The following is a 24,616-nucleotide window of genomic DNA, read 5'->3' as shown; positions in this document are numbered from 1 at the left end:
AAAGCTAACATATTATCTTTGAAACTAAAAGTTAGCATTTGAAACACATCTTTAAAAAATCCTTAAAAATCATATTATGGATATTAGGAGGCCTAATAGCGCTCCTTTTGCTAATTATTCTTCTCCTTCAATTCCCCGCTGTTCAAAATGTGGTAAAGAAAAAGGCCATTTCTTTTATTGAAGGTAAAATCCAAACTCCTGTAAAAATTGAAAGCTTAGAAATTGGTCTTCCCAAGAAGATCGTTCTAAAAGGATTTTATTTTGAAGATCAGAATAAAGACACTCTAGTAGCCGGGGATCGTTTGGCAATAGATATCAGTCTTTTTAAACTTATACGCAGCAACGTAGAGATCAATTCTATTGAATTAGAAGGAGCGGTTGCAAATATTAGCAGAGATAAGGATTCAGTTTTCAATTTCGATTATATTGTAAAAGCCTTCGCTTCTCCCCCTCCTCAAGATACTACTGCTACTACAACTATTTCAATTAACACCATTGATCTTGACAAGATCAAATTCAGGTTCAAGGACGAGATCTCTAAAAACTATATCGACCTTAAACTACATCATTTCGATACACATATTAATAGATTCGATCTTGATAATATGTCCTTTGGAATTCCGGACATTAATATCGATGGATTGTATCTTGAAATGGAACAAAGAAAGTTAACTGAAATATTAAATAACTCAGTCAATACCAGTCAGACTTCATCCTCAGAAAAGCCATTAGAATTAGATCTTGGTGATATTACGCTGTCAAATATTGGCATTTATTTTAAAAGTGAACAGGCAAAAATGAATGCTGATCTGTTTCTTAATAAGTTAGATCTGAAATTTAACGAACTCGACTTAACCAAAGAATTCATCAATCTTGAAAAAGTAAACCTTAAGGGCTTTCGTGGAGATATAAGTATTCTAAAAGATGAAGTTAAAAGTGTTGGAAAAGATACCATAACTAATTCCTCCACTCCTAATTGGAAAGTGAACCTTGGAACTATCAATTCGAAGGATATGGCGTTTTCGTACGTTGATGAAAATAGCAAACCTATAGCGACAGGCTTAGATTATGGAAATCTGGATTTTAGTAATTTAAACATCGATGCAAAAAACATTTATTATAGTTTAGATTCCATTTCAGGAAATGTCAAAACCCTTAGCTTTCAGGAGAAAAGCGGTTTACAACTCAAGGAATTTAGAACCGACTTTTTATACTCGGATAAATCGGCTTATTTAAAGAATCTTTATCTGGAAACTCCACAAACTGTTATAAAGGATCGTATCCAAATTGAATATCCATCTTTAGCGAGTCTTCAGAAAAATCTAGAAGATCTGTATGTTGATGCAAACTTAGAAAATAGTAAGGTGGCCTTTAGCGATATATTATTGCTGTCACCAGATCTTTCCAAAATTCCGCCTTTTGTAAGCCATCCTCATGCTATTTTGCAAATAGACGGTAAAGTTGAGGGAAAACTCAGTGCACTAAATATTTCCAAGTTTGAAGCTTCAGGAATTGGGAATACCAAAATAGCATTAGCGGGAACGATACAAGGGCTCCCGGATGTTGAAAGTGCTGTTTATAATTTGCATATTAGAAACTTCAGTTCAGGCGCTCAAGACCTTAATAGCTTTGTTCCAAAAGGCAGTATTCCTTCAAATATCCAGCTTCCAAAAGCGCTATCGTTAACTGGTAATTTTAAAGGTACTACCAAAAATTTCGATACAAAACTTCAGTTAAAAAGCAGCTCTGGAAATGCTAATATTGATGCCGGTATAGACTTGAGAAAAGTTGATGCCGAAAAATATAGGGGAGGTGTAAGCATGCAAGAATTAGATCTTGGAAAATTTATCAGTAACGACTCGATAGGTAAAGTGAGTTTATCGGCTAAGTTCAATGGCATCGGTTTTAATCCTAAATCGGCTACAGCATCTGCATCAGGTACTCTCACAAAAGCGGTGTATAATAGTTATACCTATAAAGACCTGAATTTTAATGGGACAATTACTCAAGGTGATTTCGATCTCTCTGCCAAGATGCAGGATCCAAATATCGATTTCGATGTAAGCGCCGCAGGAAGTTTCAAAGAGAAATATCCTAAAGCCATAGTTACAGCCAGCTTGAATAATATAGCCCTTGATTCGCTAAAACTTTACAACCACCCCCTAAGGTTTAGTGGAGAATTAAAAGCTGATTTAACTACAGCAGATCCGGATTTTCTAAATGGAAAAGTTATCCTAAGTAAATTCATTGTGACCAACGGTTCAAAAATATATCCATTAGATTCTATTAATCTGACGGCAACTGCTACTGCTGATAGCAGCACTATTAATTTAAGATCTCAGTTCCTAAAAGCTCATTTAAAAGGAAAATATCAGTTAACCAAAGTGGGGGCTGCACTTACTTCATCTTTTTCTAAGTATTACAGTATAAATCCACCAGCTACTTCAATAGACACTATTTCTCCCCAAAGCTTTTCATTTGATCTTGTATTAACGAATGACCCCATTTTACAAAAACTTGTTCCCGAATTGATGGTTCAGGAGCCTCTTTCAATGAATGGTAGATTTAACAGTGTTGGAGATAGTATAGTGATAAATGCAGAACTGCCACGCTTCAAGTATCTCGATTATCAGGTAACAAACACTGCATTTAGCATGATCCCGAAAGATGAAGCTTTGACCTATGATCTAAATATTGCCGATGTAGATAGTCCGCAACTTAAAATATTCAATACAGCACTTTCAGGAGCTATTCAAAATAACACTATTTCTTATCATCTTGAAATAGATGATAGTAAAGATCAACCTCATTACCGCTTAGCAGGGAATATGCAGGCCACCAAAGAGAATTCAACTCAATTCTCATTAGATCCTGAAAGTTTATTGTTGAATTATAAGAGTTGGAATATCCCAGCCGATAATACAATTGCAATAGCTCCCACAGGAGTTTGGGCAAATAATTTTGAGCTAAGTAACAATCAGAACACCATTCGAATAAATTCTCCCGAAAAATCTGGGAGTGCTCCTTTAAATATCGATTTTGAGAATTTCGACATAGAGACCATAAGTGCAATGGTTTCAAAAGACACCTTGCTTGCAGGTGGAAAAATAAACGGACAGGTTGTAGTTCACGATCTTACCAGCGCTGTTAAATTCACTTCTAATCTGACTGTTAACGATTTTAATTTCAAAAAAGATACTATTGGAAATATAAGTCTAAAAGTGAATAATGAGGTTATTGATAGATTGAATGCCGATGTGAGTATTACCGGAAAAGGAAACCAGGTAAACCTATCGGGAGTTTATAATATCGCTGACACCGGACTGAATATGGATCTGGCTATAGAAAAATTAAATCTTAAAAGTATCCAGGGGTTTAGTTTTGGAGGGATTTCTGAAAGCAGTGGGTATCTCTCCGGCAGTCTAAAACTCCAGGGAACAACCTCTAAACCCGCCATTTTAGGAGAGCTGAAATTCAATGAAATAGGATTTAGGGTCAATCAGCTTAATGCCTATTTTCAGAATATAAATGACGCCTTGCTATTTGATGAAAAGGGAATTACACTTAATAATTTTAAAGTTTTTGATGAAGACACTAATAAGCTGAACATTAACGGTGCTGTGCTTACTTCCGATTATTTAAGTTATGGTTTCGATCTTAAGGTGAATTCAACCAATTTCAAGGCGATGAATTCTACAGCAAAGGATAATGAACTGTACTACGGGGACCTTTTTCTCGACACCGATCTTAAAATTACAGGAGCACTGGAAGCTCCCGTAATTACTGGAAATATCGCTGTAGATAAAGACACTAAGCTCACGGTGGTTCTTCCACAACAAGATCCTTCTATTGCTGATAGAGAAGGAATTGTTGAATTCATTGATGAGCAAAGTAAACTGGAAGCCGATATAAAGCGCCTGCAAGAAGACCTAAATTCTTCAGAACTGCAAGGAATGGATATATCGGTAAATATTAAAGTGAATAAAGAAGCAGAACTTACCCTTATTATAGATGAAGGAAACGGAGATTTTTTAAATGTAAAAGGAGATGCTGAACTAAATGCAGGAATCGACTTATCAGGAAAGACAAGTTTGACAGGAAGATACGAACTTGATGAAGGAGCCTATGAAATGTCATTTAACTTTATCCGTAGGAAATTCGAGATCGAAAAAGGAAGTTATTTACTGTTTCTTGGAGAACCGACTTCTGCAGAAGTGAATATTACTGCTTTTTATACTACGCAAACGGCCCCCATTGACCTCTTAGATAATCAACTAGGAAGTGTTTCTCCTCAGGTTAGAAATACCTATAAACAAAAATTACCATTTCAAACCCTTCTCAAAATGAAGGGTGAATTACTGCAACCTGAAATAAGTTTCGATATAAAATTACCTGATGGAAACTACAACGTTTCTACCGAGATCATAAATAATACAAATATCAAGCTGGCTCAACTCAGAGAGCAACCTTCTGAGCTGAACAAGCAGGTATTTGCACTTTTATTATTGAATCGATTTATAGGAGAAGATCCTTTTTCGAGTGAAGCAGGGGGAGGTGGTGCAGGTGCAATTGCAAGACAAAGTGTGAGTAAGATTTTATCCCAACAATTAAATGATCTGGCTTCTGATCTTATTAATGGGGTTGAATTGAACTTTGACCTGGAATCTACAGAAGATTACACGACAGGACAATTAGAAAATAAGACCGATCTTAATGTTGGACTTTCAAAACAATTACTCAATGATAGATTAAAAGTTACTATTGGTAGCAGTTTTGGCCTAGAAGGTCCGCAGCAAACGAATCAGCAGGCTAATAACATCGCAGGAGATATTGCTGTAGATTATCAACTTTCAAAAGATGGAAGATATATGCTTCGCGCATACCGCAAGAATCAATATGAAGTAGCATTACAAGGACAAATAATTGAAACCGGTGTAGCTTTTATAATTACTATGGATTATAACAAATTCAAAGAACTGTTCACTAAAAAGAAGAAATAAAAAAATCAATAAATGACGATATCACTTAGTAAATCTGGCATTTTTATGATAATGCTTGCATTCTTGATACAAGGATGCAGTAATCTAAAATACCTTCCAGAGGGGGAATTTCTTTATACTGGAGGAAAAGTGAATATTGAAAGTGATAGCATCTCAAAGAACAAAGAAAAAGCGCTTCGTATAAAATTAGAAACTTTGTTAAGACCAAGGCCAAATTCTACGTTTTTAGGTTTACGTCCCAAGCTTTATTTCTACAATATTGCTGGTACTCCGAAGAAAGAAAAAGGCTTCAAATATTGGCTGAAGAATAAAATGGGAGAACCGCCCGTATTATTTAGTCAGGTAGATTTAGAATATAATGCTTCATTACTTCAAAATTATTCAGAGAATAAAGGCTACTTTAATGCTAAAACTACAGCCGATTCTACAGAAAGAAACCGCAAGGTAACTGCTGAATATAACATAGATCTGGGAATACAATATTTGATAAAAGAAATTACTTTTCCGAAAGACTCCAGCAATCTCACTGCGGCTATCAACAATACCCGCACTGCAAGCTTTCTTAAACAGGGAGAAGCATATGATCTGGACATAATTAAAGCCGAAAGAGAACGTATTGATGCTAACTTAAAAGAAGAAGGTTATTACTATTTTAATCCTGATTATGTATTGATTCAGGTAGATAGTACGGTGGGGACACATCAAGTTAACCTGAATGTAAAACTGAAAGAAGAAACTCCTCAAAAAGCCCGGCAAACCTATACTATTAATAATATTTACATCTATGCCGATTATTCCATTACAGAAGACACGCTCTCTACTACTTCTGCTGCTGCAACTATATATAAAGATTTCACCATAGTAGATCCCGAAAATAAATATAAACCTCAGGTATTTGAACGCTCCCTTCGATTTAAGAAAGGGGATCTTTATAACAGAACCGATCATAATAAATCTCTGAACAGGCTTGTTAACTTAGGTACCTTCAAATTTGTAAAAAATCAGTTTCGGACTTCCGATTCCTTGGAAAACACCTTAGATGCTTATTACTATCTCACTCCTCTTCCTAAAAAATCCATCCGTTTAGAACTTCTTGGCAAAACAAATTCTGCTAATTATGCGGGATCTGAAATAAATTTAAGCTGGAGTAACAGGAATGCCCTACGAGGTGCAGAACTGCTAACTATAAAAGGTTTCGGAGGTTTCGAAATACAAGCATCAGGACAAAATCAAGGATATAATATCTTTAAAATTGGTGCTGAAGCGGCACTTACCTGGCCCAAACTCTTAACGCCCTTCAACATAAATTCTCCCAGTGCATTTGTACCAAGAACCAAGGCTACGCTTAGTTATGAATATCAGACAAGGTCTCAGTTATATGGATTAAATTCCTTTAAGTCTTCCTTTGGTTATCTATGGAAAGAGAATATTAGAAAAGAGCATCAACTTAATGTTTTTGATGTTACTTATGTGAGTCCGTTTAGCATTACCGATCTTTATAAAGAACAAATTGCTGAAAATCCTTCGTTAGGAGAGGTCACACAAAAACAACTCATCTTTGGCCCCACCTACTCTTACACGTATACCAATACAATGGAAACGGCTAAGAAATCAACTTTTTATTATCAAGGAAAGGCCGACTTGGCAGGAAATATCACAGGACTCGTTACGGGTGCAGACATTGAATCCGGAAACCCATCAGAAATATTAGGGGTAGCTTTTAGCCAATATGTAAAACTAGAAAGTGACTTCCGGCATTACTTCAAATTAAGTAATAAATCTCAGCTTGCCAGCAGAATTATGATTGGTGCGGGACTTCCTTATGGCAACTCTACCAAACTACCCTTCATAAAACAGTTTTCTTCAGGAGGAACTAACAGCATAAGAGCTTTTAGAGCAAGGTCTATTGGTCCCGGAAGTTATAATCCAGAGGTGGAATCAGCGACTTTTTTACCAGATCAAACAGGGGACCTCAAATTAGAATTGAATACTGAACTAAGGACAGATCTTTTTAGTATTGTTGAAGGAGCCCTATTTATTGATGCAGGAAATGTGTGGTTATTGAACGAAGACCCGGAAAAACCCGGCGCGAAACTGAGTAAAGATTTTTTAAAAGAACTGGCTGTAGGTACAGGTGCAGGGCTAAGGTTTGATCTTTCTTTTCTTATACTAAGAACAGACCTGGCATTTCCAATCAGGAAACCTTATTTACCTGATGGCAACAGATGGGTGTTAGATAAAATAGATTTTGGTAACCGTGCCTGGAGAAAGGAGAACCTGGTATTTAATCTAGCCATAGGATATCCCTTCTAACATTACTCAAACTTGTTAAAAAGAGAATGGGCCTGATCTTCAAGAACAGGCCCATTTAAATATTTAAGAAATTCTGTATTAGTTTACAGCAGTTTCATTCATATTTTCTTCTACTTTCAAAGTATCTTGGCTAGTAGAATCAACTTCTTCTACAACTGGAGTTTCAATAACTTCAGCAGGAGTTTCAGTTTCCATGATTTCCACTTCTTCAGTTTCTGAAGCGTTTTCTTTACAAGAAGTAAAGCTTAATACCAATGCGATTGCAGCAAAAGCGAAAAATGATTTTTTCATTTTAAATAAAGAATTATGTTATTTGAAGCAACAAATGTATGTGATTTTTTGACATAAAAAACAACTTTAAAAAATATTTTTTTGAATACAACGATTTCGTTGTTAATTATTTTTCAGTTTCTATGAAAACCCTGTAATTCCTCTCTTAAAAATTTGATTATAAGCAGGGTATATAAATTCAAAAACACCTAAATTTACTTATACCCCACCACTATTCTCTCTAAAACTGATGTACATCATTTTTTTAGGTCTGCATCTAAATTAATTTTAGTCACTTACTAAACTGTTTATATGCTAAAGTCATCTCGATTTACTAAAGGCATGATTTCTTTTTTCACAGAAGTGGGAGAAGTGACCAAATTTGCCGGAAGGTTTTTTAGAGAAGTTTTTTCGCTCCCATTTGAATTTAAAGAGTTATTAAGGCAATGTTATAATATGGGAAACAGGTCCCTACTACTTGTGGGAGTAACGGGATTTATTTTAGGACTGGTATTCACGCTGCAGTCCAGACCAACCCTACTGGAATTTGGTGCCGCAGCATGGATGCCTTCTATGGTAAGTATATCTATAGTGCGGGAAATTGGCCCCGTAATTATAGCTCTTATTTGTGCCGGCCGTATAGGTTCGGGAATTGGAGCTGAACTAGGATCTATGCGAGTGACCGAACAAATAGATGCCATGGAGGTTTCCGGCACCAATCCCTTTAAATTTTTAGTGGTTACCCGAATACTTGCCACTACTTTAATGTTACCCATATTGGTAATATTTGGTGATTTTATTGCTTTATTAGGTTCAGCCCTTGTAGAATATATAAAGGGAAGCGTTTCATTTCAGCTTTATTTTAATCAGGTTTTTGACTCACTTAATTTCAGTGATATTGTTCCCGCCACTATAAAAACATTCTTTTTTGGTTTTGCAATTGGTCTAATAGGCTGCTACAAAGGTTATAATAGTAAAAAAGGTACCGCCGGGGTTGGGCAGGCTTCCAATGCTGCAGTAGTTTATACTTCTATGCTTTTATTTGTTATTGATTTCATTGCTGTTTTTATATCTGACATTTTTTACGAGTAGTTATGAATAATACAAAGGAACATATTAGCCAAAACCCCGATCCCAGACCGGTGATTGAGATAAAAGATCTTTATAAGAGTTTTGGAAATCTCAAGGTGCTGAATGGCTTCAATTTAAAATTGATGGAAGGAGAAAATCTTGTACTTATGGGCAAATCCGGTTCAGGGAAATCGGTTATGATAAAATGCCTTATAGGATTGATGGAACCTGATAGCGGAAGTATAGAGGTGTTAGGAAATGATATTTTGAAGTTGAAACAACAAGAACTGGATGAATTGCGAACCGAGATAGGGTTTCTTTTTCAGGGCAGTGCCCTATACGATTCAATGACAGTAAGAGAAAATCTTGAGTTTCCTATGCGTAGGCATACCAATAAAGTTGATCTTAAAAATACAGATGAATTGGTTTTGGAAGCACTAGAAAGTGTAGGACTCGCAAGTGCCATTGACCTTATGCCGGCCGAACTTTCCGGAGGAATGCAACGCAGGGTTGCTCTGGCACGAGCGCTAATCTTGAAACCAAAAATAATATTGTACGATGAACCTACAACCGGCTTAGACCCAATTACCGCAAAGGAAATAATCTTGTTAATGATGAGTATACAGAAAAAATATAAAACCTCATCTCTCATAATTACTCACGATGTAGATTGTGCCAGGGTAATCTCTAACCGAATGATATTACTGCTCAACGGGATTAATTATGCTGAAGGCACCTTTAAAGAACTATCCAGTTCTAAGGATCCTAAAGTGCAGGCATTCTTTAAATAAAATAGACCATGAAAAAAAGATCTTCAAACAACCTTTGGTTAGGAATATTCGTAGTTGTTGGACTCATTATTTTTGTGCTGGCTATCTACTTTATTGGTAATAAACAGAATTTATTTGGCAACACCACAAAAATCAGTTCGGTGTTTAAGAATGTAAATGGCTTACAGCTGGGAAATAACGTTCGCTACTCCGGTGTAAATGTAGGAACGGTAAAAGCAATAACCATTGTAAGCGATACCAGTATTTGTGTAGACATGATTATCGATAATAAAGCTGTTCAACTAATAAAAAAGAATTCTCTTGTAACTATAAACACCGATGGTTTGGTAGGAAGTATGATCTTAAATATACTTCCCGAGGAAAACGGAGGTTCTGCGACCGTAGAAGAAGGTGACACTTTACGTTCTATAAGCAAGATCGCCACAGCAGATATGCTTACCACACTAAATACTACCAACGAGAACGCTGCTTTATTAACGGCCGATCTGCTTAAAATAACCAACTCCTTAAACAATGGGGAAGGTACGTTAGGCGCGCTGTTAAAAGACGAAACCATGGCAGGAGATATAAAACAAAGCATTTCTAATCTTCAGGTTATGAGTAGAAATGCCCTGTCGACCATTAATAAATTAAACGAAATTGTTTCCTCTTTAAACTATAAAGAAAGTGCCGTAAATGTATTGCTGAATGATTCTTTATCGGCTAGAAAAATAACCAATATCATTGAAAGCTTAGATCAGTCGGCTACAGAGATAAAAGATATCTCTGCTAATATCACTCAATTTTCTAATTCGCTAAACACCAGTGATGGCACTCTAAATCTCATTTTAAACGATACCTCCTTCTCTAATCATTTAAATAACACCGTTAGGAATATTGACGAATCAAGTATAAAGTTCAACGAGAATATGGAAGCCTTAAAACATAATTTTTTATTCAGAGGTTACTTTAGAAAACTGGAACGACAATAAAAAAAAGAACAAAAACAACAATAGCCAGCTTTTAAATTTTGCAGAAATCTAAGCTTAAGATGATGAATATCATTCTTTCTCCGCCTATGTGGTGGTACTTTTAAGAAGTCAATTATAAAAATTGAGAATTATGAAAAAGATAGTTCATACCACAGATTATTCAGAGAATTCCATAGCAGCACTAAAGTATGCTTATAAGGTTAGTAAGATCTTGGGCTACGATCTTATTGTGCTTCACATTCATAATCATAAAAATGAAACCGCATCTAATTTAAAGCTGGATGTGAAAGAGGTAATAATAAATGAAAACAAGCGACTTAAAAATTTTTGCAGTCTACATCTAAAAAAAGATTTTGACGAATTACAAATAACGGCAGCAGTGCGTAAAGGCACCAATGTTCCCAGTGCAATTATGAAATTTATTAGAGATATGAATATCCATATGCTAATTATGGGAGCCAGAGGTGCCGGAAATTTAAAAGAGCTTCTTCTTGGTAATAACACCACCGAAATGTTGGACCTCTCTCCGTTCCCTGTACTTACGGTTCCTGCCGACTTCGAGTTCAGTGGGATACAAAAAATACTTTATACTACCGATTTTGAAAAGAAAGATGCTTGCAATATTCTTGAATTAACCAAGATTCTTGCACCTATGGATATATCAATTCTTCTGGTACATATCTCTACAGAAGACGAGGCTGCTACCAAACAAAAATTAGAGAAGTTCCAGGAAGTATTAGAAGAAAAGATTCCCGGTAATAAAATCCAGTCAAAACTTATCTATTCTAATACAGTATTCGAGTCACTAGTAACTTTTATAAATGAATACCAACCGGAAATGCTGGTTATGTACAATCGTAAGAGAAAGAATAATTTAACCGGACTATTACATCGGGATTTCGTAAAACGCATGTATGCCAATATTAAAACTCCTTTATTGAGTTTCAAAGAAACCTGTTATTAACCTTATGATCCTTTTCAATATTAGAAGCTATGAAAATTGAATATTTAGAAGAAAGAATCAATGAGTACAAGGCTTCAATACAAATAGTAATTGAAAAGAGAATTCTTTGGAATTTAGAAAAGAAACCACTCATTCTTAAAGTATTAAAAGATGCCGAAGAAAGTTATAAAATTGGCTGGCGTGTGCAGGAACTGAAATGGGTACATATTAACGAAGCTGTTAATATTACCTTCGATACATTCCCACCAGACTTAATTGAAAAGACCAATCAAATACCTACCTATCAATTTATACAAGGAGGATCCCTTATTTTTACACAAATGCATAACGGAGATATTAATGTATTTGTAATATTTCCGTTTGTAGAGAATCTTGCTCATGAGGAAGACGACGTAGTAGATCTTGGTACCTACCCTCCACATTCAATTACCGAAAAATTAGTGGTCGAGATGATAGACGAATTCTTAAAGGAAATTATTAAATGGGAAGTCCCAATCATTAAAAGAAAATTAGGGTTTAACCCCCAGCAGTTCTAAGAGGTTTTTCGTTCGCCCAACCACCATTTTTCTCGAGCCCTTTTAGTTATCAATCCGAATTTTTCTATAGAAAATTTTTCTAAATAGGTGCTCATTTCCTCCACCGAATCGGTGACTAAAAGATTTTCAAGGTCTGATTCATGAATGGTCTTTCCAGCTTTCATTAACTCGATATACTCCAACAATTCTTTATGATATTCTTTTCCGAATAAAATTACAGGAAACTTTTCAATGATCTTGGTTTGAATAAGTACCAGGGATTCAAAAAGTTCGTCCAGTGTCCCGAAGCCACCGGGTAAGACTATGAAAGCATAGGAATACTTTACCAACAACACTTTTCGAATAAAGAAGTAAGGAATATTGATCCATTTGTGCAGATAAGGATTAGGACGTTGTTCGAACGGTAAAACAATATTACAGCCCACTGAATATCCCCCGGCCTCATAAGCCCCTTTATTAGCTGCTTCCATAATTCCCGGTCCGCCACCGGTCATTACCGTAAAACCGAGTTTGGCAAGCGCTGCTCCTATTTTTTCAGCATGTTGGTAATGGATGCTGGTTTCCTTAAATCTTGCAGATCCAAATACAGTAACACATGGCCCTAAAAAATGCATCTTTCTAAATGCCTTGATAAAATTCCATCCTACTTTTATAATAAATAAAAATTCTTTTAATCTCCCACATGGACCAGAGAAAAAACTATATTCTTCTGACAGAACGGGAAGCTTTTTACTATTTTTATTTCCTTTCAAGACTTGAGAAATTACTGAATTTGGTGTGTTTGCTTATGATGTATTATAAGCTCCTTTAAACTCTCCAGATAATCCTTCAGTAATTTTTTATTCAGGTATGGATGCTCAAAGGCAGGAATGGTAATGGGTTCTTCCTCCAAGAATTTATATATCTCTGGATAGTTTGTTTCCAAATCGGTAGTTAGCTCCGTAATTTGGGTAAGGATATTTGCTATACTAGTCATTTTGAAATAAGTTAAGGTTCATTATTGCAACCTAAATTTATTTCTTTAGTACCGGGTATGAAATGATATTTATCATACCCTTTCTTTATTTCAAGCCCTCTTGTTTCTCAATAACCATTTATAAACTTCAAACCAGGTCACACTTATAAATGCAATACAAAAAGCGAAGATTAGTTCAAAGCCACTTACTTTTTCAAGCTTAAAGAATTTTGAGAAATGAGGTTCATAAATCATTAATATTAATAATAATACACTAATGCCTATTATTCCCCATATCCAGGGATTTTTATATTTAAAGGTGCTTATAATTGATAAGTAAAATGATCTGTTTACTAAGGTTAATAGAACATTTGAAAAAATAAGAGTGCTAAACACCAGCGTTCTGGTCCCTTCTTCCGTATACCCCTTAGTTACGGTAAACTGATATATAAATAAACATCCTAAGGTAATTGCAAGGCCTTGAAAAATGCTTATTGAGAGTTCCTTCCATCTCAAAAACGTTTCTCCCATAGCTCTTGGCGCCCGCTGCATACTGTATTTTTCAAGCGGTTCGTTCTCGTATATTATAGAACAGGTTGGCCCCATAATTAGCTCTAAAAAAATAACATGAACGGGTGTAAAAATTACCGGATATACCCAGCCTAAAATTAAGGGAACTGCTACAGTAAGAATTATAGGAATATGAATAGAGATAATATACTGAATGGCTTTTTTTAAATTCAGATATATTTTGCGCCCCATGGCAATCGCATCTACCATTTTTCCAAAATCGTCATCGGTAAGAATTAAAGAAGATGCCTCTTTAGCGATATCAGAACCTCGTAAGCCCATAGCTATTCCAATATGTGCTGCTTTGAGTGCCGGTGCATCGTTCACACCATCTCCGGTCATTCCTACAATTTGATGTTGCTTTTTCAAACTATTTACGATCTTAACCTTTACCTCAGGAAACACCCTTGTGAAAATGGAGCCATTCAAAACACGTTCATCAAAATGTTGTTCATCTAACTCCATTAATTCTCTGCCAGTCACCGGGGGAGTATTATTTTTAAACTCTATCTGATTAGCAATTGATACCGCTGTTAAGGTATTATCCCCAGTAATCATCTTAATATCAATACCCGCCTCATATAACTGCTTTAACGTATGTACTATATTATCTTTTGGAGGATCATAAAAACCAAGCAATCCAAGAAACTCAAATTCAAATTCTTGCTGGTGTGCTGGAAATTCATCTTTTAACCAATCTACCTTTCCAACTGCCAATACTCTTAAACCTTCAGAGGCCAGTTTATCAACTTTGTCCAGTATCTCCTGCTTTTCTAAATCGCTAATTTTGGAATGTTTAACTATCCCTTCCGGAGCACCTTTCACAGCAATAACCCTATCCCCTTCCTTGTTTTTAAAGATATGCGTCATCATAGGAGGGTGTCCCCCCAACGGATATTCATGAATCATCTGGTATGCAGGGCGTTCATCTTTAATAATAAGTTTTTGATATACCTCATGCAATGCTATTTCCATGGGATTAAAGGGAACAATTTCACTGGCCCACATTGCAAAGCTTATAATTTCGAAGAGATCTTCTGTATTCCAGTTATCTTGGGTGGTAATACTTTTTTTCTTGTAAGAATATATCTTGTGCAATTCCATTTTATTCTGAGTGATGGTTCCGGTCTTATCGGTACATAAAGCGGTGGCAGCGCCCAGAGTTTCTACGGTTCCCATTTGCTTAACCACAATGCCCAGTTTCATTAACCTGTAGGCACCCAAAGCCATAAAAGTTGTAAATGCCACAGGAATCTCTTCTGGTAAGACTGACATAGCAATTGTTAGACCTTTTAAAAGACTCCCCATTAAGTTCTGCGAGTTGTAAAAACTTAATCCCCAAATAAGCAGGAAAATAGCAAAGCCAAGAATTGCCATTTTCTTAACAAATGATGTGATTTGGATTTGAAGAGGTGATTTCTGATTTTTTAAATTGCTAAGCGAGGTATCTATTTTTCCGAGTTTAGTAAAATTTCCTATATGCGTAACCCTGTATACACATTGGCCGGATACTACAGCAGAACCTTGATAGACCTTATTATTCGTCGGGTTTTCTATTTCTTTTGCAACACTAAAAGCTTCACCGGTTAAAATAGCTTCATTTACTGAAAAATCATTAAGCTGTAATATAACGCCATCGGCTGTTATTAACTCTCCTTCTTCAGAAACTACGATATCTCCTATTACTATTTCTTCCGATTTAATTTTTACAGTAGTATTATTTCTTATAACGCTAGTGAGCTTTTGAGTATATTCTTTTAAAGATTTCAAAGCTTTATTACTCCTGGCTGTTTGAAGAACCGAAATAGTAGAAATAATTACAATCGCTCCCAGAAGAAAGAAACCTTCAGAAGTTTCATTCAAGAAAAAATAAATGAGGGAGGTAGCAAGTAGTAGAAGAAACATAGGTTCCTGTACTATTTCCTTTAACATATGCCAAAAAAAATAGTTTTCAGTTGTATCCCGGCTGTTTGTACCATATTTTCGACGAGCTGCAAGTACCTCATCATCTGTAAGACCTGTAAAAGCGAATGGATTTTCCTTCATACTTTTCAGTATAAGTATAAAGAACTAAGGTTAAGAAAATAAATAGGAAGGCTTCGCATAGTTATTTTACTCAGGTTATAAATTACTCATTTGCCAACGTTTTAAGGTAGGTAAGATTTTAATTACCTGGCGTGCTTCCTCGAGAGTGAGATCATTATGTACCTCAGCCATTTCCAGTATTTTCACTTCCAGCTTATGCATGGTTAAATGATGATCGGTAAATTCACCATTTTGAAAGCAATGCATGCAGTATTCGTTATTGGTTGACTTATCCCTATTCGTACCCTTAATAGCATCTACTAAAGGCATTCCGCAACTTTGACATAAAGCATATTTCATAACATGATTTTTTAAAGAATAGACTTTAATTTTGACAGTACAATTAATTCCGATTTATTTTTCCCCGAAAATGCTGACGCAATACTATCGGCCGTTTTCCATATCAATTTTTTAATTGGTGGCTCAAAAAAGCTTTCGTGATTCTTTTTGTATTCCTGGAATTCCAAAAAAGCCTCATTGGCATTTTGCTCATCATCTTCCAGCCAATCGAAAATGATCTCTATTTGATAGGCAGTATCGGTACCAAATTCATCAAGAGTATCATGCACAGGCACCCACTCCTTTTTAATAATTTCCTTGAGTTTCCCTACCTCATCTTTTCTAACCTTTTTATCGATTGCTGCAACAGCATAAAAAAGTTTTCCTATACTTTGATAGAATTCTTTAGAGGCCCAGGTATTTAATGGCTTATTCATTTCTATATAATTAAAAATTACCTCTCCAAAGTAGTAGAAAGATACAAGTTTTAAAATGATTTTTATCAGCTTTTATTTTATAAACTTAGATAAAGCAGCCACTTTAAAACTACATTAAAATAATTTTAAGTAACTGACATTTATCATTTTAGACAACAGGGTTATAACATAATTTAGGGACACAATAAAAGGAAACTATTAACCTTTAAAACTTAAAATTATGTCATTAATTAAATTTAGGGGACCAACAGTTCCTGCGCGTTTTGATTCTTTTTTTCCTGAAGATGATTTCTTTTCAGACATTTTAGATACCAGAAGAGGTATTTTTAATTTGAATCGTATTTTTAATGGTGATCCATTGAAAAGTTATGCATTTAGCCCTGCTGTAAACATAAAGGATAGTGATGCAAATTTTGAAATTGAACTTGCTGCACCAGGATTGGCGAAAGATGATTTTAAAGTGACCATTGAAAATGGAATGCTAAATATTTCAGCCGAAAAAGAAACAAAGAAAGAAGAAGAAAAAGAAGGCTTTCTTCGAAAAGAATTCAGCTATAATTCTTTTTCCAGATCTATGAGCTTACCAGAAAGTGTAGACGAATCTAAGGATGTAAAAGCAAATTATAAAGATGGTATTCTACACCTGGATCTTCCTAAAAAGAAAGAGTTAAAAGCAAAAGCTAAACAAATTAAAATAGCTTAGAGAATTTAAAATTAAATCTAAAGAAATTAGAGAGCTAGGTATCTAAAAATACTTAGCTCTCTAACTGTTTTTGTGCTATTTTAAAGTATGTATATCCCACTTACCATTTGGATTTTTAACTGAAATGGTATTAGAAGATATTCGTTTTGCCACTATTTTGGGAGCATCCCTTAATTTCTCTCTTGAAATTGTAACCGGGAATGGGCCGGCCAGGTATTTTTTAACTTTGCCTTCTTTATCTAATAACACAACATCGTACTGATATGACACTATTTTTTTATCTAAAATATCATTTCGGCCTAATTCCTCTTCATCTATTTTTAATGCCAGTGCCAGTTCGTTATTGAAGTTTGAAACATTCAAATAAATAGGCTCGATAACGGTTTCCCCTTTTCCATTAATAAACCCGTAGTAATTAACACCATTTTTCATCTGTTTAATTATACATCTGTTATCCTGAAAAGAAGGATATCTGTGAGTGGCTACCCCAAGATCTAAAGCTTTTGATGTTTTCTTGTTTACAATAAGGTCGTCCCTAAAATCTATAACCAGGGTTCCTTCAGCATTCATGAAGCCCCATTTACCATCCTTCATAACCGCTGTGTAACCCTCGTTTGACGGCCCTACTTTATCTAAGTCTTTAATTACCTGCGCATATTCGAACATGGGTATAAGCAGGAATGCTAGTGTTATAACTATCTGTTTCATTTTAGTGCATTTTTACGTTAAAACTGAAAGGTAACTGAGAAAACGGGGATAAAAAATGACTACAATCATATTTAAAAAAGATGTGCCAAAAAATATAGAGAATACTAGCCGCTTGTTATAAAACCTGATATCTGTCATAGTTTTTAGAAACTTGATCCTATAATTTTATGAGATAAAATTTAAAGTGATGAGAAAAATTATAATTCCTACAGACTTTTCAGAGAATGCATTTAATGCATTGAAATACGCCGTGGATCTCTTTAAATATGAGATAAGTGAAATTATAATTTTACATGCTTTTGCAGATGAGGTTTATAACACCCAGAGATTACCAGATAAAGATGCCTTGGAAATCTTAAAACAAGAAGTTCTAAAAAAATCGAACGCATCCCTTTCCCATATAGAAAAACAATTAAAAGACTATTCACCAAATCCTAGACATCGCGTTAAAAGTTTATCGGCCTTTGGGATCCTGGTAGATGAGGTTAATGACCTTATAAATAGTGAGAATGCCGATATTGTGGTAATGGGAACTCAGGGTGAGACAGATGATAAGAATATCACCTTTGGAACCAATACCCTGCAGGTAATTAAGCATGTGCAGTGCCCTGTATTATGCATCCCGGCAGATTGCAAATACAAAACCCCGAAGAATATCCTGTTCCCCACTAATTATATGATTCCTTATCAAAGAAGGGAACTAAAATTAATTGTGGACATGGCCCGCTCCTTTCGAACTACCATTCATATGCTCTACGTTTCTAATTTTCCTGTGGAATCTTTTCGACAAAAGGACAATCAATTATTTTTAAAAGAGCAATTCTATGAAATAAGATTCAAATTTCACCTGGTAGAAGAAACAGATCGTGTAGAAGCCATTAAGACCGCTATAGATGAAATGGACATTGATATGCTTATCATGGTAAACTCTCACCATACATTTTTGGAGGAAATGTTGCATAAACATACCATCGATAAAATTGGCTTGCATCCAAAAATCCCTTTTATGATCCTGCAAAACTATCATAGAGATGTTGTAACGGGACTTGCAAACAATCAATAAAATAACAATTAAAATTATCTGGCCATGAAAAGGATCTTACTTCCAACCGATTTTTCAGAAAATGCTTATAACGCTATTAAATATGCGGTACAACTTTTAAAAAATGAAGAATGTCTCTTCTATCTTTTAAATACTTATACTCCTGTTCTTTACGATACCGAGTATATTTTATACGCCCCATCACATTTAAGCTTGAACGAGGTTTATAAAAACAACTCTCAAGTAGGATTGGCAAGAGTGCAAGAAAAGATCACGAAAGCATTCCCTAATCCAAAACATACATTCCATCATATTTCCTCCTTCAGCTTATTAAATGAGGAAATAAGAGCACAGGTAGATGAAAAAAAGATTGACCTTATTATAATGGGAACACAGGGTGCTACAGGAGCCGATGAGATTTTATTTGGTACACAAACCGTGCATGCAATTAAAAGAGCCAAATGCCCGCTATTGGCCATCCCTTCAAATTTTGAATATGTAAACCCTGATGACGTTCTATTTCCTACCGATTATGATATAGATTATACTCAACTTCAGTTAACCTTCCTAAAATGGTTCATAGAGATGCATGCTTCCGAATTACATATTATGAATGTTTTCTTCGGAAAACCTTTAGCACCTGAACAAGAAAAATCTAAGAAGGTTCTCGCTACGTATTTTAAAGAGAATAAGCATGTTTTCTATAGCATAGAGAACAAAAGCGTACCACTGGCTATTTACGATTTTCAAACCGATAAACCTATAGACCTTTTAGTAATGATTAACAACAAACATTCCTTCTTCGAGAATTTACTTTTCCGTCCGGTTATTAACGAGCTTGGATTTCATGTGAAAATTCCTTTTTTAGTGATTCCTCCAGCAAAGTAATCCAGTTGTAATGAAAACCGTACTACTGCCTACAGACTTTTCGCAAAATGCATGGAATGCGCTCCTGTACGCTGTTAATTTGTATAAAAAAGAAGACTGTAGATTTATAGTGTTAAACGCTTACACACAGATATCAAGATTTAGCGTAGATAAAAATTTTAATGACCCCACTAAGCTAAAACTCAAATCTGAACATGACCTGGAAAAACTAATTGAAGTTATAACTTCCAGCTATGCCTTTCCCGGCCATCGTTTTATTCCTGTCTCTAATGAAAATACTTTGCTAGAAGCACTACAATTACAGTTGCAGGGAAATGAGATTGAAACTATTATTATTGGCGCAAAAGGGACGACAGGAGCTAAAGAGGTGCTTTATGGAAGTAATGCACTAAAGATTGTAGATACAGTCCAGCATGCGCCCATACTTATAGTTCCCTCTGACATAGCTTTTACCGGGATTAAGGAAATTGTACTGGCTAACGATTATAACAGTGCACATACCAAAAAGAACTTCGAATTTCTTATAAACCTTAGTTTAAAATATAATGCTCCCGTACGGATAATACATATAGATAAATCTTTATCACTAAGTATCGAGCATAAAAAGAATAAACACCAAATAGCCAATTTATTAGCTTTTATCCCTCATTCCTTTCACTCCCTTAAGATTCCCGATGTAGCTTTAGGTATCTATTGTTTTACTGCCAGTAGGGAAAGTGATCTTATTGCCTTTGTAAACAAAAAACATTCGGTCTTAGAAAAAATGCTTAACAAACCATTACAGGAAAATCTTGGAATTTATTCGGAAGTTCCGGTGCTTATCTTACCACTTTCCTAAAAATTTCAACTTAAAATACAGATATGAAGCTTGATGACGGTCGTCATATTTTCAGCTTGGTAAAGAAATTAATTTTACCCTGTAAATAATTAAAGAAATGAAAAAGAAGATACTAATACCTACCGACTTCTCCAAGAATGCTTGGAACGCACTGACCTATGCATTGAACTTATACAAGAACGAAACCTGTACGTTTTACTTATTAAATGCATTCCAGCTTTATCACTTTACAACAGATACACTTATTGTCCCTCAACCGGGGGAACCGGCATACGAAAAGGCTAAAGAATATTCTGAAATGGGATTAGAAAAACTGATTGACGGTATTGCCTTCAGGTCTGATAACCCCCATCATAAATTTGAAATGATCTCTACCTATAGCCCGGTTCTGGAAGCGGTAAAACAAACGGTAAAAGAAAAAGATATCGATTTGATAATTATGGGTACAAAAGGGGAAACTAACCCTGTAAACATCTTGTACGGTAGTAATGCTGTTAACGTGATGGAAAAGGTTAAGCAATGTCCTGTTATAGTGGTGCCCGAAGAAGCTGTTTTTTTAGAGGAAACAAAAAAAGAGATCGTGTTTGCCACTAATTTCAAGACTTACTATAGGCATAATGAACTTGCACCACTTATTGAGCTTGCTAAACATTACGGAGCAGCGATACGTGTGCTCTATATACAGCAAAGCGATAAACTCACTCCTGAACAAGAAAGTAATAAAGAGGTGCTGGAAGATTATTTAAGTAATGTAGTTCATACCTTTCACACACTTACAAATATCAAGGTTGCGGCAGGAATTCATTCATTTATTGAAAGTAGAGGTAGTAATTTACTGGGCATCATTCACAAAAAGCACGGATTCTTTGCAAGTATTTTTGCGAAATCTCTTATTGAAGAGATAGGCTACAAGCCTCAGGTTCCAATACTGGTAATGCACAGTATTAAAGCGTAAATTGGTTTAAGTTATTCCTTATTAACCCTTTTAACCAAGCTTTTATGCAATTCAAGAATTTACATATAATAAAAGCTTCCGGGGAAAAGGTACTTTTCTCTATGGATAAGGTAGCTTCTTCCTTAAGAAGAGCGGGAGCTAATGAAGCGGTAATACAGGAGATCATTCAAATTCTGGGAGATGAACTATATGAAGGTATCTCCACAAAACAAATCTATAACCGTGCTTTTAATCTTTTAAAGAAAAAGCACGGTTTGGTAGCATCGAAATACAAATTGAAAAAAGCCATTTACGAATTAGGCCCTACCGGATTTCCTTTTGAACGGTTTATAGCAGCCTTGCTAAAATATAGTGGATATCATACTAAAGTAGGAAAGATTCTTCAAGGGAAATGTGTTAAACATGAAGTAGATGTAGTAGTATTAAAAGATACTGAACAATTTCTAGTAGAATGTAAATTTCATGGCGAACAAGGTAGGAATTGCGATGTAAAGATACCTCTGTATATAGATGCACGCTTTAAGGATATTGCAAATTTCAATCAGACCAAAATTCAATTTAAAAAAGGATGGGTGGTTACTAACACAAGGTTTACGGCAGATGCTATTGCCTATGGAAAATGCGTAAACCTATACTTATTAAGTTGGGATTACCCGGCAAACAATAGTTTAAAACAACGTATCGATACTGCAGGTCTTTACCCAATAACGGTTTCAACCCTTCTTACTAATAGAGAAAAACAGTTTTTATTAAGCAGGGATGTAGTTCTATGCAAGGAACTTATAAACGATAATTTTTATCTGGACCACCTTGGGGTTTCTGCAGTAAGGAAAGAGAAAATTTTAAAGGAAATGAATATGCTTTGCATAGGATCACATCATTAAAATGAGTACAACTGTTAAAATACATTTTTTAGGAGCTGCAGGAACCGTTACAGGTTCAAAATTTCTGATTGAAACCCCCAACTATAACATCCTTATAGATTGTGGGATGTTTCAGGGACTTAAAAAGTTGCGCAAGTTAAACTGGGAACCTTTTCCTTTTCCACCAGAAAATATTGATCTGGTACTTCTCACTCATGGGCATTTAGACCATACCGCCTACCTGCCAAAACTCGTTCTTCAAGGTTATAACAACCCGGTTCGTGCTACCGCTCCTACCCTGGCAATTGCTACAATAATTATAATGGATAGTGCCAAGATCCAGGAAGAGTATGCCGAAAATGCAAATGAAGAAGGTTATACTATTCATGATCCGGCATTGCCAATTTACAATGTTGAAGATGCTAAAAGAACTATAGGTTATTTCGAATCTGCTGAAATAGACACCTGGTATACCGCTACTAAAGACATTCGATATAGGTTTATAATGAATGGCCATATAATAGGTTCTACCTTTATTGAACTGGATATCTTCGGAAAGCGGTTTGTTTTCTCTGGAGATATAGGCAGGAAAAACGATGCTTTACTGGAAGCCCCTAAAAAACCTGAAAGCGCCGATTTTATTTTTATGGAAAGTACGTATGGTAATAAGTTACATGCTGAAGATGATGCCGATAATATTTTAATTGATGCTATTAAGAATACTATTCAAAAAAGGGGAAATTTAATAATCCCAAGTTTTGCCGTAGAAAGGCTTCAAACCTTGATGTATAAACTGTGGCAACTTTATAAGAAAAACCTGATACCCAATATTCCAATTTTTGTAGATAGCCCTATGGGAAACGAGGTGCTTGAAGTATTTGAGGCCTTCAGCTCCTGGCACAAACTAAGTCTTTCCGAATACAAAGCCATGAAACATCATTTCAACATAATTACCTCCTATAGAGACACCTGGAACACTATAGATGATCCCCGCCCAAAAGTTGTGATTGCAGGAAGTGGGATGGTAACTGGCGGTAGAGTGTTAACCTATTTACGCTACGCATTAGAAGAACCTGAAAATACCGTACTTCTGGTGGGTTACCAGGCAGAGGGTACTAGAGGAAGGCAGCTGCAGGAAGGCCAGCATGAAATTAAAATTGCCGGGAAATATTATAAGGTAAAAGCTATAGTTCGCCAGATAGAAAGTTTATCGGCACATGCCGATCAGCAGGAACTGCTTTCCTGGTTAAGCAACATACAAAATACACCTCAAAAGATATTTTTAATACATGGAGAAGAAATGGCAAGGGATACGCTTCGAGTAAAAATAAAGGATACCTACAATTGGCCCGTTTATCTCCCACATCTTAATGAGGTTGTTAACCTGAAGTTCTAAACCGGGTTGCGATTTCATTTTAACAAGCTGATAATTGTCATTTTAATTGCTGTATCGAATCTTTAATTTAGAAAAATTAAAGTAGGACTATTATGGGAACTTCAGCTTCAAACAGCACTTCCTCCAATAATGGTGTAAGTACTAAATATTTAAATGATGTAGCTAAATGGAAAAGTGAACTCCATTTGGCCACAGAAGAAATAGACTTTCTTGAAAGTTTCTTGTCATCAGATATCTTTGAGCCAAGCCTTCCCAATCTATTCGAAAAATTACAGCTCTTTCTTAATAAGCTGGAGAGTTTCAGAAATTCAAAAGAAAAACTAGATGTGGCAATAGAAGAACTTGCCCAGTTTAATAATAAAGATTCTATCTCCCTTTATAGGGCACATCATATTAAACTTAGAAAACAGCAGCGGTATTTTGTGGAAAGGTTCTCCGATTTTAAAATAGACATTTATAACAGTACCATAGATCTTCTCAAGAAATCTTAAAACAGGCTATTCAAAATAAGTATCAATTATATTAAAACTTTGATCATGAAAAAGAACACCAGTAAATTTCGTTATGTGGAATGGAAAAGTGCAGATGAAATGGACCACACCACCAATCAATGGATCTCAGAAATGAAATTCATTAAGGATGAGCATCTTTTTTTTAAAGACATGCTGAAAGAATATACACTTCCAATTATAGAATCTAATTTATTCCCACAGGTTAAAGTACTCATCGACCAGCTTACCACTTCAGAAAAGAAAGTAGACACGCTTTTAAAGGATGTTCAGAACCATAAAAATGGTATTGAAGTGCTGGTAGATTTAAAAGATGAACCGGCAAAGGAGAGGGCTTATAAGGAAGAACATCGTAACTTACTACAGGAAGTAAATAGTTTCACCGAAGTTTATAATAAAATGAAGAAAGAGATCTTTGCCACGGTATCCCAGGCACTTAAACATTTAAAACAAAAAAGGTTATTAAAATAGT

23 protein-coding genes are annotated in these 24,616 nt (G+C 35.3%); 16 read left to right on the top strand and 7 right to left on the bottom strand.

Features of this window, described 5'->3' with window-relative positions; all coding sequences use genetic code 11:
• The first annotated feature begins 38 nt into the window (after positions 1 to 38).
• Both L1I30_RS13725 and tamL read left to right on the top strand, forming a co-directional pair.
• Positions 39 to 5,000: a translocation/assembly module TamB domain-containing protein gene (locus L1I30_RS13725; protein WP_236134874.1), complete on the top strand. Its 4,962-nt coding sequence runs from the start codon at positions 39 to 41 to the stop codon at positions 4,998 to 5,000.
• Between the two features lie 12 nt (positions 5,001 to 5,012).
• Positions 5,013 to 7,313 (top strand): translocation and assembly module lipoprotein TamL, encoded by a 2,301-nt coding sequence (gene tamL / locus L1I30_RS13720; protein WP_236134873.1) that lies wholly within the window; start codon positions 5,013 to 5,015, stop codon positions 7,311 to 7,313.
• A gap of 78 nt (positions 7,314 to 7,391) precedes the next feature.
• On the opposite strand, the gene L1I30_RS13715 is transcribed toward tamL, so the two are convergent.
• Positions 7,392 to 7,604, bottom strand: coding sequence for a hypothetical protein (locus L1I30_RS13715; protein WP_236134872.1), 213 nt, complete (start codon positions 7,602 to 7,604; stop codon positions 7,392 to 7,394).
• 291 nt (positions 7,605 to 7,895) lie between these two features.
• On the opposite strand from L1I30_RS13715, the gene L1I30_RS13710 reads away from it, so the two are divergent.
• The 5 genes from L1I30_RS13710 to L1I30_RS13690 all read left to right on the top strand — a co-directional run bounded on the left by L1I30_RS13710 (position 7,896) and on the right by L1I30_RS13690 (position 11,916).
• On the top strand, positions 7,896 to 8,675 hold the full coding sequence (locus tag L1I30_RS13710) for an MlaE family ABC transporter permease (protein WP_236134871.1): 780 nt from the start codon (positions 7,896 to 7,898) through the stop codon (positions 8,673 to 8,675).
• 2 nt (positions 8,676 to 8,677) lie between these two features.
• Positions 8,678 to 9,445: an ABC transporter ATP-binding protein gene (locus tag L1I30_RS13705; protein ID WP_236134870.1), complete on the top strand. Its 768-nt coding sequence runs from the start codon at positions 8,678 to 8,680 to the stop codon at positions 9,443 to 9,445.
• 8 nt (positions 9,446 to 9,453) lie between these two features.
• Positions 9,454 to 10,416: an MlaD family protein gene (locus tag L1I30_RS13700; protein WP_236134869.1), complete on the top strand. Its 963-nt coding sequence runs from the start codon at positions 9,454 to 9,456 to the stop codon at positions 10,414 to 10,416.
• Between the two features lie 130 nt (positions 10,417 to 10,546).
• Positions 10,547 to 11,380 carry a universal stress protein gene (locus L1I30_RS13695; protein ID WP_236134868.1) on the top strand — a complete coding sequence of 278 codons (834 nt, stop codon included), beginning with the start codon at positions 10,547 to 10,549 and terminating at the stop codon, positions 11,378 to 11,380.
• A 29-nt stretch (positions 11,381 to 11,409) separates the two neighbouring features.
• Positions 11,410 to 11,916, top strand: coding sequence for a hypothetical protein (locus L1I30_RS13690; protein ID WP_236134867.1), 507 nt, complete (start codon positions 11,410 to 11,412; stop codon positions 11,914 to 11,916).
• Here L1I30_RS13690 and L1I30_RS13685 read toward each other — a convergent pair.
• From L1I30_RS13685 to L1I30_RS13665, 5 genes are all read right to left on the bottom strand, one after another.
• On the bottom strand, positions 11,913 to 12,668 hold the full coding sequence (locus L1I30_RS13685) for an LOG family protein (RefSeq protein ID WP_236134866.1): 756 nt from the start codon (positions 12,666 to 12,668) through the stop codon (positions 11,913 to 11,915). The two genes, L1I30_RS13690 and L1I30_RS13685, sit on opposite strands and share 4 nt — an antisense overlap.
• An 11-nt stretch (positions 12,669 to 12,679) precedes the next feature.
• The gene (locus tag L1I30_RS13680; RefSeq protein WP_236134865.1) at positions 12,680 to 12,892 is read right to left on the bottom strand and encodes a hypothetical protein; all 213 of its coding nucleotides are present in this window, start codon (positions 12,890 to 12,892) and stop codon (positions 12,680 to 12,682) included.
• Between the two features lie 90 nt (positions 12,893 to 12,982).
• Positions 12,983 to 15,487: a cation-translocating P-type ATPase gene (locus tag L1I30_RS13675; protein WP_236134864.1), complete on the bottom strand. Its 2,505-nt coding sequence runs from the start codon at positions 15,485 to 15,487 to the stop codon at positions 12,983 to 12,985.
• 75 nt (positions 15,488 to 15,562) lie between these two features.
• On the bottom strand, positions 15,563 to 15,826 hold the full coding sequence (locus L1I30_RS13670; RefSeq protein WP_236134863.1) for a zinc ribbon domain-containing protein: 264 nt from the start codon (positions 15,824 to 15,826) through the stop codon (positions 15,563 to 15,565).
• An 11-nt stretch (positions 15,827 to 15,837) separates the two neighbouring features.
• A complete protein-coding gene (locus L1I30_RS13665) occupies positions 15,838 to 16,242 on the bottom strand; it encodes a hypothetical protein (protein WP_236134862.1) in 405 nt (134 codons plus the stop codon).
• 220 nt (positions 16,243 to 16,462) lie between these two features.
• Here L1I30_RS13665 and L1I30_RS13660 point away from each other — a divergent pair, with 220 nt between their 5' ends.
• Complete coding sequence (locus L1I30_RS13660) at positions 16,463 to 16,945, top strand: Hsp20/alpha crystallin family protein (RefSeq protein ID WP_236134861.1); 483 nt, start codon at positions 16,463 to 16,465, stop codon at positions 16,943 to 16,945.
• Between the two features lie 75 nt (positions 16,946 to 17,020).
• Here L1I30_RS13660 and L1I30_RS13655 read toward each other — a convergent pair whose 3' ends face one another.
• Positions 17,021 to 17,653: a WG repeat-containing protein gene (locus tag L1I30_RS13655; protein ID WP_236134860.1), complete on the bottom strand. Its 633-nt coding sequence runs from the start codon at positions 17,651 to 17,653 to the stop codon at positions 17,021 to 17,023.
• Positions 17,654 to 17,840: 187 nt separating this feature from the next.
• On the opposite strand from L1I30_RS13655, the gene L1I30_RS13650 reads away from it, so the two are divergent.
• The 8 genes from L1I30_RS13650 to L1I30_RS13615 all read left to right on the top strand — a co-directional run bounded on the left by L1I30_RS13650 (position 17,841) and on the right by L1I30_RS13615 (position 24,615).
• Positions 17,841 to 18,716: a universal stress protein gene (locus L1I30_RS13650; RefSeq protein ID WP_236134859.1), complete on the top strand. Its 876-nt coding sequence runs from the start codon at positions 17,841 to 17,843 to the stop codon at positions 18,714 to 18,716.
• A gap of 24 nt (positions 18,717 to 18,740) precedes the next feature.
• On the top strand, positions 18,741 to 19,583 hold the full coding sequence (locus L1I30_RS13645; protein ID WP_236134858.1) for a universal stress protein: 843 nt from the start codon (positions 18,741 to 18,743) through the stop codon (positions 19,581 to 19,583).
• A gap of 10 nt (positions 19,584 to 19,593) precedes the next feature.
• Positions 19,594 to 20,421 (top strand): universal stress protein, encoded by an 828-nt coding sequence (locus L1I30_RS13640; RefSeq protein WP_236134857.1) that lies wholly within the window; start codon positions 19,594 to 19,596, stop codon positions 20,419 to 20,421.
• A gap of 97 nt (positions 20,422 to 20,518) precedes the next feature.
• Positions 20,519 to 21,376, top strand: a complete 858-nt coding sequence (locus tag L1I30_RS13635; RefSeq protein ID WP_236134856.1) for a universal stress protein — start codon at positions 20,519 to 20,521, stop codon at positions 21,374 to 21,376.
• A 44-nt stretch (positions 21,377 to 21,420) separates the two neighbouring features.
• A complete protein-coding gene (locus L1I30_RS13630; RefSeq protein WP_236134855.1) occupies positions 21,421 to 22,260 on the top strand; it encodes a restriction endonuclease in 840 nt (279 codons plus the stop codon).
• 1 nt (position 22,261) lies between these two features.
• A complete protein-coding gene (locus tag L1I30_RS13625; RefSeq protein ID WP_236134854.1) occupies positions 22,262 to 23,635 on the top strand; it encodes an MBL fold metallo-hydrolase RNA specificity domain-containing protein in 1,374 nt (457 codons plus the stop codon).
• Positions 23,636 to 23,727: 92 nt separating this feature from the next.
• The gene (locus L1I30_RS13620) at positions 23,728 to 24,126 is read left to right on the top strand and encodes a hypothetical protein (RefSeq protein WP_236134853.1); all 399 of its coding nucleotides are present in this window, start codon (positions 23,728 to 23,730) and stop codon (positions 24,124 to 24,126) included.
• 45 nt (positions 24,127 to 24,171) lie between these two features.
• The gene (locus L1I30_RS13615; protein ID WP_236134852.1) at positions 24,172 to 24,615 is read left to right on the top strand and encodes a hypothetical protein; all 444 of its coding nucleotides are present in this window, start codon (positions 24,172 to 24,174) and stop codon (positions 24,613 to 24,615) included.
• The last annotated feature ends 1 nt before the right edge of the window (position 24,616 follow it).

Source organism: Gillisia lutea, assembly GCF_021568705.1.
GTDB classification, from domain to species: Bacteria; Bacteroidota; Bacteroidia; order Flavobacteriales; family Flavobacteriaceae; genus Gillisia; species Gillisia lutea.
This window is presented reverse-complemented; position numbering and strand designations above follow the sequence as displayed.